Origin of the sequence: Rugamonas aquatica, from assembly GCF_009380215.1 — a bacterium.
Classification (GTDB): Bacteria; Pseudomonadota; Gammaproteobacteria; order Burkholderiales; family Burkholderiaceae_D; genus Rugamonas; species Rugamonas aquatica_B.
In genome coordinates this window covers 76360-90818 of record NZ_WHUG01000005.1, presented here as the reverse complement: position 1 = coordinate 90818, position 14459 = coordinate 76360, and the positions used below count along the sequence as shown (strand labels likewise).

The following is a 14459-nucleotide window of genomic DNA, read 5'->3' as shown; positions in this document are numbered from 1 at the left end:
TTCTACGGACAGGCGAGCCGCTTCACAAGACGGCTTAGCCGTGATGACCATGGCGGCCGTGCATCTGGCTCAGGTGCTCGGCCAGCTTCTGGCGCTGCGCCGGCGTCAGGGTGTCGCCCACATCGGCCAGCAGCTGCACGATGCGCTTCGACGCCTGGTCGGCCAGCGCCAGGCCGTTGGCGCGGGTGGTTTCCAGCGCCGTGCGGTCGATGGTGGCGGCGGAAATCTGCTCAATCAGCTGCGCATGGAGCTGATGCACCTGCTGGTGCAGCGGCTTGATGTCGGCCATGGCGGCCTTCACCAGCGGCTCGATCTTGGCTTTCTGCGCATCGGTGGCGTCGACTTCAACGTACAGGTGCTTGAGCATGCGGTCCATATGGGCGCCGGCGTCGATGGCGGCGTGCGTGCCACCCATGTGGCGTTCGACGGCAAAGGCGCCGACGCCCACGACCAGCGTGGAACCCAGCAGGAATGCGGCAACGGTTTGGCGGTTAAAGATACTCATGTTTTGTCCTCGTTTGGTTGATTTGGGAGACAACGAGGCCAGTGTGCGCCGCCAGCGTGAAGCGGCGATGTCGCGCCGGTAAAGATATGTAAAGCTACATTAACGGAGAATGCGCAAAGTCCTTGATTTGTAGCGAGTTTGTAACCTTCGGTCGGCTGCGACTGACAGCGGCAGGACGCCTGTGCTAGAGTCCACGCATTGATCGCCATGGTGTGTTTGCCATGGACACGCACGCCTACACAAGGATAAAGATGGACACACCAGTCAAGCCGAATCAGACCGCCACTCCACCGCAGCGCAGCCGCCGTTCCAGGGTGGTCGGCAGCGTCATCGCCGTCGCCGCCATGGCGGGCTTGGGCGGATTGGCGTGGTACCTGACGCACCAGCCGGCCGGCGGCGGTGGTCCGGGCGCGCCTGGAGCGCAAGGCGCCGGTGGTCCGGGCGCTGGCGGCCCTGGTGGCCCAGGCGGTGGCGGCGGACGCCGTGGCGGTGCGCCCACCACGGTTGGCGTGGCGACCGCAGAGAAGGTCGATATCCCGGTCACGCTGGAAGCGCTGGGCACGGTGACGGCTGCGGCCACCACCACCGTGCGGCCGCAGGTATCGGGCATCTTGCAGAATGTACTGTTCAAGGAAGGCCAGATGGTCAAGGCCGGCCAGGTGCTGGCCCAGATCGATCCCCGCCAGTTCGAAATGGCGCTGTTGCAGGCTTCCGGCCAGCGTCAGCGCGACGAGGCGCAGCTGGAAAACGCCAAGCTGACGCTGAACCGCTATCGCACGCTGCTGGGCCAGGACTCGATCGCCCGCCAGGACGTGGACACGCAGGCGGCGCTGGTCAAGCAGCTTGAAGGCACGGTCATGACCGACCGCGCGCAGGAAGGCACGGCCAGGCTGAATCTGGGCTACACCAAGGTCATCGCGCCGATCACCGGCCGCGTGGGCCTGCGCGTGGTCGATGTCGGCAATCTGGTGGGATCGGGCGACGCCAACGGACTCGCCGTGATTACCCAGCTGTCGCCTATCGATGTGGAATTCTCGATCCCGCAGGACAGCGTGCCAGGCGTGATGAAACAGGTGAACGACGGCGCTTCGCTGACGGCGATCGCGCTGGACCGCACCCGCACCAATGCGCTGGATAACGGCAAATTCTCCGCCATGGACAACCAGGTCGATGTGCAGACTGGCACGGTGAAAGCCAAGGCGCGCTTCGCCAACGCCAAATCCAACCTGTTCCCAAGCCAGTTCGTCAACGTACGCCTGGAACTGCGCACCATCAAGGACGCGATCATGGTGCCGGTGACGGCGGTGCGCCACGGTTCGAGCGGCGATTTCGTCTACGTGCTCAAGGCCGACAAGAGCGTGACCGTGCGTCCGGTGACGCGCGGCCAGGCCACGGTGGACAAGGTGCAGATCGCCAGCGGCCTGCAACTGGGCGAGCAAGTCATCACCGAGGGCGGCGACCGCCTGAAAGAGGGCGCCAAAGTCACGCTGCCGGGCGAAGGCGGCAGGGGCAAGCGCGGTGGATCCGCCGGTGCTTCGGCCGGCGCATCCGCCGACGCCTCCGCGCCGGCCGGCGAGCGCCGTCATCGCAAAGAACAGGGCGCGGCACAACAATGAGTCCATCAGCACCCTTCATCCAGCGCCCGGTAGCGACATCGCTGCTGATGCTGGCGATCGTCCTGGCCGGTATCGTGGGCTTCAAGTTCCTGCCGCTGTCGGCGCTGCCGCAGGTCGACTTCCCAACCATCCAGGTGCAGACGCTGTACCCCGGCGGCAGCCCCGAAGTGATGGGGCAGACCGTGACCGCGCCGCTGGAGCGCCAGTTCGGCCAGATGGCCGGCTTGCAGCGCATGAGCTCCACCAGCGCCGCCGGTGTCTCCATCATCACGCTGCAGTTCGGCCTGGGCCAGACGCTGGACGTGGCCGAGCAGGAAGTGCAGGCCGCGATCAACGCCGGCGCCTCGCTGCTGCCGACCGATCTGCCGGCGCCGCCGGTCTACGCCAAGGTCAACCCGGCCGACGCGCCCGTGCTGACGCTGGCCATCACCTCGGACACCATGCCGCTGACCGAAGTGCAGAACGTGGTCAACACCCGCCTGGCGCTGAAGATCAGCCAGGTGTCGGGCGTCGGCCTGGTCACGCTCAGCGGCGGCCAGCGTCCCGCCGTGCGCATCCAGGCGGACACCAACGCGCTGGCTTCCTATGGCCTGGGCCTGGACACGCTGCGCACCGCGATCACCGCCGCCAACGCCAATGGCGCCAAGGGCAGCTTCGACGGCCCGACCCGCGCCTACAGCATCAACGCCAACGACCAGCTGGTGACGGCCAAGGATTACAAGGAACTGATCCTGGCCTACAAGAACGGCGCCCCGGTGCGCCTGAACGATGTCGCCATCGTCAAGGACAGCGCGGAAAACGTCGAACTGGGCGCATGGTCCGGCAACAAGCAGGCCATCATCCTCAACGTGCAGCGCCAGCCCGGCGCCAACGTCATCGCCACCGTCGACGCCATCAAGGCCCGCCTGCCGGAGCTGCAAGCCGGCCTGCCGGGCGCGATGAAGGTCGAGGTGCTGAGCGACCGCACCACCGGCATCCGCGCCTCGGTCGAACACGTGGAGATGGAGCTGCTGCTGGCCGTGGTGCTGGTGGTGCTGGTGATCTTCGCCTTCCTTCACAGCCTGCGCGCCACCGTGATCGCCAGCCTGTCGGTGCCGATCTCGCTGATTGGCACCTGCGGCGTGATGTACTTGCTGGGCTATAGCCTGAACAACCTGTCGCTGATGGCGCTGACCATCGCCACCGGCTTCGTGGTCGATGACGCGATCGTCATGATCGAGAACATCGCCCGCTACATCGAAGAAGGCGAAACGCCGATGGCCGCCGCGCTCAAGGGCGCCAAGCAGATCGGCTTCACCATCATCTCGCTGACGGTGTCGCTGATCGCCGTGCTGATCCCGCTGCTGTTCATGGGCGACGTGGTGGGCCGCCTGTTCCGCGAGTTCGCGATCTCGCTGGCGATCACCATCCTGATTTCCGCCGTGGTCTCGCTGACGCTGGTGCCGATGATGTCGGCGCGCTGGCTCAAGAGCCACGCCGAAGAAAAGCCTAGCCGCTTCGCGCAGCGCTTCCAGCAGTTCTTCGACTGGGTGGTCGGCCACTACGACCGCTCGCTGACCTGGGTGTTGAACCACGCGGGCCTGACCCTGCTCGTCGCGCTGGGCACGATGGCGCTGACGGTGCTGCTGTACGTGGTGATCCCGAAAGGCCTGTTCCCGACGCAGGATACCGGCCAATTGCAGGCGCGCCTGGAAACCGGCAAAGCCGTCTCCTACGCCAAGATGGCGGAGCTGCAGCAGCAGGCCGCGCGCCTGATCCTGGAAGATCCGGACGTCGGCACGCTCAGTTCCGTGGTCGGCGTCGACGCAGCCAACAACACCATGCTCCATACCGGCAGCATGCTGATTAACCTGAAACACAAGCGCATCGGCAGCCAGCAGGAGACCATGGACCGCCTGCGCCAGCGCGTGTCGCAGATCGCCGGCCTGACGCTGTACCTGCAACCGACCCAGGACTTGACCATCGACGCCGAATCCGGCCCGACCCAGTTCCGCGTGTCGATCGAAGGTGCGGACAACGCCACCGTCAACCTGTGGGCCAACAAACTGGCGGAGCAGATGCGCACGCGGCATGAGCTGCGCAATGTGGTGTCGGACGTGGGCGCCAGCGCCAATGCGGCCTACGTCAGCGTGGACCGCGACAGCGCCTCGCGCATGTCGATCACCGCCGCCTCCATTGACGACGCGCTGTACAGCGCCTTCGGCCAGCGCATCGTCTCGACCATCTTCACCGAGACCAACCAGTACCGCGTGATCCTGGAAGCGCGCCGCGACGACATCACCACGCCGGCCGACCTGGGCAACCTGCAGATCCGCACCGGCTCGGGCAAGGCCACGCCGCTGTCGGCGGTGGCCACCATCAGCGAGCGCGCCGCGCCGTTGCAGGTCACGCACGTGGCGCAGTATCCGGCCACCACGCTGGGCTTCGACACGGCCCCCGGCGTTTCGCTGGGCACGGCGGTGGATGGCATCAAGCAGGCCGCCGCCGAGATCCATTTCCCGGCCTCGGTCACGCTGACCTTCCTCGGCGCGTCCGGCGCTTACCAGGCATCGCTGTCGAATCAACTGTGGCTGATCCTGGCCGCCGTGATCTGCGTCTACATCGTGCTGGGCGTGCTGTATGAGAGCTATATCCATCCGCTGACGATTCTGTCGACGCTGCCGTCGGCCGGCGTCGGCGCCTTGCTGGCGCTGCTGGTCAGCGGCCAGGATCTGGGCGTGATCGGCATCATCGGCATCATCCTGCTGATCGGTATCGTCAAGAAGAACGCCATCATGATGATCGACTTCGCCATCGAGGCCGAGCGGGAAGAGGGCAAGCCGCCGCGCGAGGCCATCCACCAGGCCGCGCTGCTGCGCTTCCGTCCGATCCTGATGACGACGCTGGCCGCGCTGTTCGCCGCCGTGCCGCTGATGCTGGGCTGGGGCGAGGGCGCGGAACTGCGCCGCCCACTGGGCCTGGCCATCTTCGGCGGCTTGATCGTCAGCCAGATGCTCACGCTGTTCACCACGCCGGTGATTTACCTCGGCTTCGACAGCCTGGCGCGCCGCTTCGGCCGCAAGGACGCAAACCAGCCGGCCTCCGTTGAAGGTGGTGCGCTGTGAATCTGTCTTCGCCCTTCGTCAAGCGTCCGATCGCCACCGTCCTGCTGACGTGCGGCCTGGCGCTGGCCGGCATCGGCGCGTTCTTCGTGCTGCCGGTGGCGCCGCTGCCGCAGGTGGACTTCCCCGTCATCTCGGTCAACGCCAACCTGCCTGGCGCCAGCCCCGCCACCATGGCCACCAGCGTCTCCACGCCGCTGGAGCGCCACCTGGGCGTGATCGCCGGCGTCAACGAGATGACGTCGCAATCGAACACCGGTTCCTCCAGCGTCACTCTGCAATTCGATTTGAACCGCAACGTCGACTCGGTCGCCCGCGAGGTGCAGGCGGCCATCAACGCCAGCCGCGTCGATCTGCCGGCCACGCTGCGCAGCAACCCGACCTACCGCAAGGCCAATACCTCCGGCATTCCGGTGATGATCCTGGCGCTGACGTCGGACACCCGCACGCCGGGCCAGATCTTCGACGCCGTCTCCAACACCGTGCTGCAACGCCTGTCGCAAGTGACCGGCGTGGGCGACGTGGAGCTGGGCGGCAGCTCGCTGCCGGCGGTGCGCGTGGAGCTGAATCCCTATGCGCTGAACCGCTACGGCCTGTCGGCGGAAGACGTGCGCGCGGCCATCCAGGCCACCAACGCCAACCGTCCGCGTGGCGCCTTGCAGGGCAACGGCCGCCGCTTGCAGATTTATTCCGTCTCGGCCAACGCCAGCGGCGGACGCTCCGCCGCCGACTACCGCAACCTGGTGGTCGGCTGGCGCAACGACACCGCCATTCGCCTCCAGGACGTGGCGCAGGTGATCGATGGCGTTGAAGACAATAACAACCTCGGTCTGTTCAACGGCAAGCCGGCGATCATCGTCATCCTGCGTTCGCAGGCGGGCGCCAACGTCATCGAGACCGTCAACAGCGTGCGCGCGCAGCTGCCCCAGTTGCAGGCGCAGTTGCCGCCGGACGTCAAGATCGACGTGGCCAGCGACAGCACCAATTCGATCCGCTCGTCGCTGCACGAGATCGAGATCACGCTGATTATCTCCATTCTGCTGGTGGTGCTGGTGGTGAGCGCCTTCCTGCGCAGCGTGCGCGCCACCATCGTGCCTGCGGTGGCGACCGTGGTGTCGCTGCTGGGCACCTTCGGCGCCATGTACCTGCTGGGCTTCAGCCTGAACAACCTGTCGCTGATGGCGCTGACGGTGGCCACCGGCTTCGTCGTCGATGACGCCATCGTGGTGCTGGAAAATACCACCCGCCACATCGAGGCCGGCATGGACCGCTTCGAAGCGGCGCTGCTGGGCGCGCGCGAGGTGGGCTTCACCGTGCTGTCGATCAGCCTTTCGCTGATCGCCGTGTTCATTCCGCTGCTGTTCATGGGCGGCCAGTTCGGCGCGCTGTTCAAGGAGTTCGCCGTCACGCTGTCGGCGGCGGTGATGATTTCGCTGGTGGTCTCGCTGACCACCACGCCGATGATGTGCGCCTGGCTGCTCAAGCCGGGCCACGTTCACGCCAAGCCGCCGGGCCGCATCGCCCGCTTCTTCGAGCGCGGGTTCGATTTCATCCTGAAGGGCTACGAGCATAGCCTGGACTGGGCGCTGTCCAGCGTATGGCTGGTGATGCTGAGCCTTGTGTTCGTGATCGGCTTGAACTTCTACCTGTTCGCGGCGATACCTAAGGGCGGCTTCCCGCAGCAGGACACGGGCCAGATCAACGGCGGCATCCGCGCCGACCAGAGCATCTCGTTCCAGGCCATGCAGGGCAAGCTGAAGCAGCTGGTCAACATCATCAAGGACGATCCCGATGTCGCCACGGTGGTGGGCTTTACCGGCGGCCGCAGGGCCGGCGGCGGCTTCATGTTCATCAATCTGAAGCCGGCCAGCCAGCGCACGGTGGCGGGGCAGGCCGTGATCGCGCGCCTGCGGCCCAAGCTGGCCAGGGTCACGGGCGTGAGCCTGTTCCTCAGCCCCGTGCAGGATCTGCGGGCCGGCGGACGCCAGGCCAATTCGAACTACCAGTACACGCTCAAGAGCGACAACCAGGCCGACTTGAAGAAGTGGGCCAGCCGTCTGGCCGATGCGATGAAAGGGCAGAAGGCGCTCACCGATGTCGATACCGACCAGGCGGACAACGGCGTCGAAACCTTCGTCACCATCGACAAGAACAGCGCTTCGCGCCTGGGACTGTCGGCGCGCGATGTCGACAACGCCTTGTATAACAGCTTCGGCCAGCGCCAGGTCGCCACGATCTATTCTGAGCTGAACCAGTATCACGTCATCATGGAAGTGCCGCGCGAGTTTGCCAAGAGCCCGGCGGCGCTGAACGATGTCTACGTGCCTTCCAAAGGCCTGCCCGCGCCGAGCGCCAGCAATCCTAACGGCGCACCGGTGGCGTTGACGGTGGCCTCCAGCGCAACCAGTAGCGGCACCAGTACCAGTTCCACCGCGGCCAGCGCCACGCCGGCCAACGTGGCCGCGCCAGCGGTCAAGGATGCTTCGTCCGGTTCGGCGCTGAGCACCAAGGCCACCACCATGGTGCCGCTGTCGACGCTGGCCAGCTTCGCCGAAAGCTCGGCGCCGACCTCGATCAACCACCAGGACGGCGAGCTGGCGACCACCATCGCTTTCAATCTGCAGCCCGGCACCAGCCTGTCCGACGCCGCTGAGCAGATCAAGGCGGCGGAGGCGGAAATCGGCATGCCGAACAATGTGCGCGGCAGCTTCCAGGGTTCGGCCAAGGCCGCGCAGGACAGCAACAAGTCGCTGCCGCTGCTGATCCTGGCCGCCATCGTGGTGATCTACATCGTGCTGGGCATCCTGTATGAAAGCCTGGTGCATCCGATCACCGTGTTGACCACGCTGCCGTCGGCGGGCGTGGGCGCGGTGCTGGCGCTGCTGATCTTCAAGATGGAGTTCTCGACCATTTCGCTGATCGGCATCTTCCTGCTGATCGGTATCGTCAAGAAGAACGCCATCCTGATCATCGACTTCGCGCTGGAAGCCGAGCGCTCACGCGGCCTGACGCCGTTGCAGGCGGTGCGCGAAGCCTGCCTGCTGCGCTTCCGCCCGATCCTGATGACCACACTGGCCGCCGCGCTGGGCGCGCTGCCGCTGGCGATCGGCTTCGGCGAAGGCTCCGAGCTGCGCCAGCCGCTGGGCGTGGCCATCATCGGCGGCTTGATCGCCAGCCAGGTATTGACGCTGCTGACCACACCCGTGGTCTACATCCTGATGGACAAGCTGCGTCGCCGCAGCCCGTCCGAACAACATTTAAGCCGCATCCACAGCGAAGCGCCGAGCACACCATGAACACATACGCACCATCCTTCCGCTACACATTGATCGCGCTGGCGGCGCTGCTGGCCAGCGGCTGCGCCGTCGGCCCGGCTTACAAGCTGCCGTCCACGCCGCAGCCGTCGGCCTACAAGGAAACCGCCAGCGAAGCCGAGAAGGTCGCCGCCGGCTGGACCGCCGCCGCGCCGGCCGATACGCTGGAACGCGGCCCGTGGTGGCAGCTGTTCGGCGATCCGCTGCTGAACCAGATGGCCGACAGCATCGACGTCTCCAACCAGAACGTCGCCGCCGCCGTCGCCAACTACGCGCAGGCGCGGGCGCTGGTCGACCAGCAGCGCGCTTCGCTGTTCCCGGCGGCGACATTGAACGGCAGCGCCAACCGCTCCGGCGGAGGCGGCAACACGCCGACCGCCAACCAGTACCGCGCCAGCATCGGCGGCAGCTGGGAGCCGGACATCTGGGGCAAGCTGCGCGCCGGCGCCAACAACGCCAGCGCCGGCATGCAAGCCAGCGCCGCCGAACTGGCCGCGGCGCGCCTGTCGGCACAGGGCGAGCTGGCCACCAACTACTTCTCGCTGCGCCAGACCGACGCCCAGAAGGCGCTGCTGGACGCCACCACCGAAGGCTACGAGCGCGTGCTGCAGATCACGCAGAACCGTTTCAACGCCGGCATCGCCGCCAAGTCGGACCTGCTGCAAGCGCAAACGCAGCTGGCCAATGCGCGCATCGACCAGGTTACGCTGGGCCGCCAGCGCGCCACGCTGGAACATGCGATCGCGGTCCTGCTGGGCAAGGCCGCCAGCGATTTCAGCCTGCCGCCCGCACCGTGGAAAGTGGTGGTGCCGGATGTGCCGACCGGCGTGCCATCGACGCTGCTGCAGCGCCGGCCGGACATCGCCGCCGCCGAGCGTCGCGTGGCCGCCGCCAATGAGCTGATCGGCGTGGCCCGCAGCGCCTACTTCCCGAGCCTGAACCTGACCGGCTCTTTCGGCTACGGTTCCGGCTCCACCGGCGGCTTGTTCAACGCCTCCAACAATCTGTGGTCGCTGGGCTTGTCGGCGGCGCAGACCTTGTTCGACGCCGGCGCCACCAAGGCCCGCGTCAGCGGCGCCGAGGCCGCGCGCGATGCTGCCATTGCCCAGTATCGCCAGACCGTGCTGACCGCGTTTGCCGATGTCGAGAACCAGCTGGCCGCGACGCGTGCGCTGGCCCAGCAGCAGGACTTGCGCAAGGTCGCCTCCGAGGCGGCCGACCAGGTCGAGGCGCAGATGCTCAACCGCTACCGCGCCGGCCAGGTCGGCTACAGCGATGTGGTGACGGCGCAGAACACGGCGCTGGCTGCGCGCCGCGCACTGGTGCAATCGCAGGCCGATCGTCAGACGACTGCGGTGGCGCTGATCCAGTCGCTCGGCGGCGGCTGGCATATGGCTAGCGAGTAGGGACTACAACAGCGGCCTGCAACAGCGGGGCGGCGGCGCTTGGTTTTTGGACGTGGTGTTTGTATAATCATCTGGCAAGATGTAAACAAATACCATTTTCTCCGAGACGCCTGACCGCCGGTGCAGGGTTCTTCCGGCGGTGGCCATGCCACAATGACAAAACGAACCGCCCATGCATTGCTAGCTCCTCCTGTCGAAGCCCCGGCGTTGATGCCGGACGACGGTGCTGTGCCAGTGGTCGGCATCGGCGCGTCGGCTGGCGGCTTCGATCCGATCTGCGAGTTCCTGGCCTGCGTGCCGCCGGCCAGCGGCTTCGCCTATGTCGTCATCCAGCATCTCGATCCGATGCATAAGGCGCTGCTGCCGGAGCTGCTGCAGCGTGTCACCAGCATGCCGGTGCGCGAGGTCGAAGACGGCATGGCGGTCGAGGCAGGCCATGTGTATGTGATCCCACCCAATCACGATCTCGGTTTCGACGGCGACCGCTTTGCCGTGCTGCCGCCGTCCGGCTCACGCGGCCGCCGTCTGCCTATCGACAGCTTCTTCCAGGCGCTGGCTGTACGCGGCAATGACCGGGCGGTGGCCATCGTCTTCTCCGGCATGGGCGAGGATGGCACGCTGGGTTTGCGCGCGGTGCGCGAGCGCGGCGGTCTGACGATGGCGCAGCTGCCTGAGTCGGCGCGTTTCGATCCCATGCCGGCCAGCGCCATCGCCGCCAAGGTGGTCGATATCGTGGCGCTGCCGGGCGAGATGGCGGCCCGACTGGCTGACTGGTGGCGCGGCGAGCCCACCGTTTTTCCGGCCGATGCAGCCGTCCATCGCAGCGCGCTGCAGCAAGTGTTCCATCTGCTGCTCAAGCAGACCGGCGCCGATTTTTCTGACTACAAGCAGAGCACCATGTTGCGTCGTATCGACCGCCGCATGCAGCTGCGCCAGTGCGCCGCGCTGGCCGATTACGTCGCCGTGCTGGCCGGGAATCCTGTTGAGATCGAGCTGCTGTTCAAGGAGCTGCTGATCGGTGTGACCAATTTCTTCCGCGACGCCAAGGTGTGGGAGTACCTGACGACGACGGCGTTGCCGCAGCTGCTGACGGCTCATCCGGACGGCGCGGCCTTCAAGGCCTGGGTGCCGGCCTGCTCGACCGGCGAGGAAGCCTACTCGCTGGCGATCGCTTTCAACGAGGTGCTGGAGCAGCAGCGGCCCAAGGCGCGCTACACGCTGCAGATCTTTGCCACCGACCTGGATGGCGACGCTATCGACCGCGCGCGCCAGGGCGTGTTCGATGCCGGCATCGAGGACTATGTCTCGTCCGAGCAGCTGCAGCGCTACTTTATGCCGGAGGAAAATGGCGGCTACCGCATCCGCAAAGATGTGCGCAACACCATCATCTTCGCGCGCCAGAACATCATTTCCGATCCGCCGTTCACCAAGCTCGATATCCTGTGCTGCCGCAACCTGCTGATCTACTTCACGGCCAAGCTCCAGGAACAGCTGATCCCCTTGTTCCACTACGCGCTCAAGACCGACGGCCTGCTGATGCTCGGCAGCGCCGATACGCCCGGCCATTTCAACGAGTTGTTCGCGCCGATGAGCGGCGCGGGCCGCATCTATCGCCGCCTGGACGCGTCCATCGAACGCGTCGCCAACTATTTTCCGACACGCGTCAGCAGCGTATCGATTCCATTCGCCAGCGAGACCCAACACCCATCCATGAACGGTAATCTTCAATCCCAGGTCGAGCAGCAGCTGCTCAAGAAGCATGCGCCGGCCGCCGTGCTGGTCAACGCCCATGGCGACATCCTGTACATCCACGGCCGCACCGGCGCTTATCTGGAACCTGCGGCGGGCAAGGCCAACTGGAACATCCATGCGATGGCGCGCGAGGGCCTGCGGCACGAGCTGGCCGACCTGCTCAAGCGCGCGGTCCAGGGCGAGGGCATGATCGCCGTGCGTGGCCTGATCCAGCGCGACGACGCCGGCAAGCCGTCGCAGGCGCTGGACCTGACCGCCGAGGCCATGCCCGGCAACGGCCCCTTGTCCGGCAGCGTGCTGCTGACCTTTGGCAGCGCGCCGCTGCCGCCGGAAAAGCGCCGCTCGCGCTCCAACAATCCGCAGGTGCTGGAACTGGAGCAGCAGCTGGCGCAGGCCCGGCTGGAAATCAAGGCGGTGCGCGACGAGATGCAGGCCTCACGCGAGGAGCTCAAGTCGGCCAACGAAGAGCTGCAGTCCACCAACGAAGAGCTGCAATCGACCAACGAGGAGCTGACCACCTCGAAGGAAGAGATGCAGTCGCTGAACGAGGAACTGTACACCGTCAACGCCGAGCTGCAATCGAAGGTCGACGACCTGTCGCTGGTGAACGGCGACATGAAGAATCTGCTCAACAGCACTGATGTCGCCACCATCTTCCTCGACGGCGAGCTGCGCATCCGCCGCTACACCGACCGCAGCACGCAGATCTACAAGCTGATACCGGGCGACGTGCACCGCCCGCTGAGCGACATCGTCAACGACCTGCAATACCCGGACCTGGAGCGCGACGCCCAGGAGGTGCTGCGCACGCTGGTGTTCAGCGAGCGGCAAATACCCACGCATAGCGGCGGCTGGTACACGGTACGCATCATGCCCTACCGGACAGTGGAGAATGTGATCGACGGAGTAGTGGTTACTTTCATCAACATCAGCGAGTCGAAGCAGCTTGAAACGCAGCTACGCTCGATGCAGAGAGGCCTAGACTAGCATGCGCAAACGCCATCGTCCCGAACTCGATCCAGTGCAGCTGCGCCAGATCGCCGAAATGACGGTGGCAGCGCTGCCGGATGCCCGCCCGCCGTCGGCGGCGAACGAAAGCGATGAGCTCAAACGATGGCATGAACTCCAGGTCAGCCAGATCGAACTGGATATGCAGAACACCGCGCTGGTCGAGCTGCAGCAGGAGCGCGACCAGGCCGAGGCGGGGCGCGACCGGTACGCGGCGCTGTACGATCAGGCGCCGGCCGGCTATCTGTCGCTGGATGCCGACGGCCGCATCATCCGCGCCAACTTCGCCGCCGCCGAACTGCTGGGCGGCGCGCGCCAGAATCTGCAGGGCAAGCGCTTCGAACAGTTCGTGGCGCCGCAATCGCAGGCGACGCTGCGCAGCTTCCTGCTGGCGCTACGCCACAACGGCGGCCGCGCCGTGCTGGAGGTGCCGCTGTTCGATCCGCAGGCCGGCGCGGCGGCCTGTTCGCTGCACCGCATCCGCATCGAAGCCAATATGGATATGGTGGTGCCCAAGTGCCGCATGATCCTGACCGACATCGGCAGCGACGATGTGCGCGACGAGGCGCGGCGGCGGGCCTTCCAGGTACTCGACAGCATCAACGAGGCGGTGCTGGTATGCGATGCCTTGCAGGACATCGTGTTCGTCAACCCTGCCTTCACCACGCTGACCGGCTACACGGTGGAGGAGGCGCTGGGCCGCAATCCGCGCTTCCTCGGCCGGCCAGGCGCCCATCCAGTCGGCTACCACGCCGAGGCGATGCGCTGTCTGCGCACCTACGGCAAATGGCAGGGCGAGGTGTATAACCGGCGGCGCGACGGCACGCCTTATGTGGCCTCCATGTCGCTGACGGTGGTGCGCGACGACGACGGCATCATCAGCTACTTCATCGGCGTGTTCTCGGACATCACGGCCCGCCAGCAGGCCGAGGCGGCGCTGCTGAAACTGTCGCGCGAGCTCGATGCGCGGGTGGAGGAGCGCACCGCCGAACTGACCGAGGCCAATCGCCAGCTGATGCTGGAGGTGGTCGAACGCAAACGCGCCGAGGCCGCGCTGCACGAATCGCGCGAACAGCTGCGCAAGCTGGCCGAGCACCTGGAAGTGGTCAAGGAAGAGGAACGCACCAGCATCGCCCGCCATATCCACGACGAGCTGGGACAGAACCTGCTGGCGCTGCGCATCGACATCTCCATGCTCAGCACCCGCACCAGCGAGCGCCATGCGCGGCTGCACCAGCGGGTGGACGCGGTGCTGGAAAACGTCGACACCACCATCAGCAGCGTGCGCGGCATCATGAACGATCTGCGGCCGGCGGTGCTGGACCTGGGCCTGCAGGCGGCGCTGGAGTGGCAGGTGGGCGAGTTCCGCAAGCGCAGCGGCCTGGCCTGCAAGCTGGTGCTGCCGGCGGAAGCGGTGTTCGCCGCCATCGTTCCGGCGATGGAGATCGTGTTGTTCCGCAGCCTGCAGGAGGCGCTGAGCAATGTGCGGCGCCATGCGGGCGCCAGCCGGGTCGACGTGACGCTGCGGCGCAAGGGCGGCCGGCTGCTGTTCATCGTCAGCGACAACGGCATCGGCATCGCGCCCCAGCACCGCGACAAGAGCGAGTCGTTTGGCTTGATCGGCATGGCGCAGCGGGCGGCGTCGCTGGGCGGACGCCTCGATATCGGCCGCTACAAGCCGGGTGTCGGCTGCACGCTGACGATGGACTTTGAGCTGCCTATCTGAACATAAAAGCATTTTCAGCCTTCCGCAGAAG

At 66.2% G+C, this 14459-nt stretch carries 7 protein-coding genes; 6 read left to right on the top strand and 1 reads right to left on the bottom strand.

The window, feature by feature from the left end; translation table 11 throughout:
- Positions 1-34: 34 nt before the first annotated feature.
- A complete protein-coding gene (locus tag GEV02_RS14365; protein WP_152838663.1) occupies positions 35-505 on the bottom strand; it encodes a Spy/CpxP family protein refolding chaperone in 471 nt (156 codons plus the stop codon).
- Positions 506-756: 251 nt separating this feature from the next.
- Here GEV02_RS14365 and GEV02_RS14360 point away from each other — a divergent pair, with 251 nt between their 5' ends.
- The 6 genes from GEV02_RS14360 (at position 757) to GEV02_RS14335 (ending at position 14428) form a co-directional block, all read left to right on the top strand.
- The gene (locus GEV02_RS14360) at positions 757-2121 is read left to right on the top strand and encodes an efflux RND transporter periplasmic adaptor subunit (protein WP_152838662.1); all 1365 of its coding nucleotides are present in this window, start codon (positions 757-759) and stop codon (positions 2119-2121) included.
- Positions 2118-5225 carry an efflux RND transporter permease subunit gene (locus GEV02_RS14355; protein ID WP_152838661.1) on the top strand — a complete coding sequence of 1036 codons (3108 nt, stop codon included), beginning with the start codon at positions 2118-2120 and terminating at the stop codon, positions 5223-5225. The genes GEV02_RS14360 and GEV02_RS14355 overlap by 4 nt, the downstream gene beginning before the upstream one ends.
- Positions 5222-8518 (top strand): efflux RND transporter permease subunit, encoded by a 3297-nt coding sequence (locus GEV02_RS14350; protein WP_328595817.1) that lies wholly within the window; start codon positions 5222-5224, stop codon positions 8516-8518. Before GEV02_RS14355 ends, GEV02_RS14350 begins: the two co-directional genes overlap by 4 nt.
- A complete protein-coding gene (locus GEV02_RS14345; RefSeq protein WP_152838660.1) occupies positions 8515-9942 on the top strand; it encodes an efflux transporter outer membrane subunit in 1428 nt (475 codons plus the stop codon). Before GEV02_RS14350 ends, GEV02_RS14345 begins: the two co-directional genes overlap by 4 nt.
- A 153-nt stretch (positions 9943-10095) precedes the next feature.
- Positions 10096-12681, top strand: a complete 2586-nt coding sequence (locus GEV02_RS14340; protein ID WP_235922780.1) for a chemotaxis protein CheB — start codon at positions 10096-10098, stop codon at positions 12679-12681.
- 1 nt (position 12682) lies between these two features.
- Positions 12683-14428: a PAS domain-containing sensor histidine kinase gene (locus GEV02_RS14335; RefSeq protein WP_152838659.1), complete on the top strand. Its 1746-nt coding sequence runs from the start codon at positions 12683-12685 to the stop codon at positions 14426-14428.
- The last annotated feature ends 31 nt before the right edge of the window (positions 14429-14459 follow it).

Excerpts from the sequence above, each read along its gene's own strand:
- GEV02_RS14355 (WP_152838661.1), top strand. The coding sequence starts at position 2,118 with ATGAGTCCATCAGCACCCTTCATCCAGCGCCCGGTAGCGACATCGCTG.
- GEV02_RS14335 (WP_152838659.1), top strand. The coding sequence starts at position 12,683 with ATGCGCAAACGCCATCGTCCCGAACTCGATCCAGTGCAGCTGCGCCAG.
- GEV02_RS14360 (WP_152838662.1), top strand. The coding sequence starts at position 757 with ATGGACACACCAGTCAAGCCGAATCAGACCGCCACTCCACCGCAGCGC.
- GEV02_RS14340 (WP_235922780.1), top strand. The coding sequence starts at position 10,096 with ATGACAAAACGAACCGCCCATGCATTGCTAGCTCCTCCTGTCGAAGCC.
- GEV02_RS14365 (WP_152838663.1), bottom strand. The coding sequence starts at position 505 with ATGAGTATCTTTAACCGCCAAACCGTTGCCGCATTCCTGCTGGGTTCC.
- GEV02_RS14345 (WP_152838660.1), top strand. The coding sequence starts at position 8,515 with ATGAACACATACGCACCATCCTTCCGCTACACATTGATCGCGCTGGCG.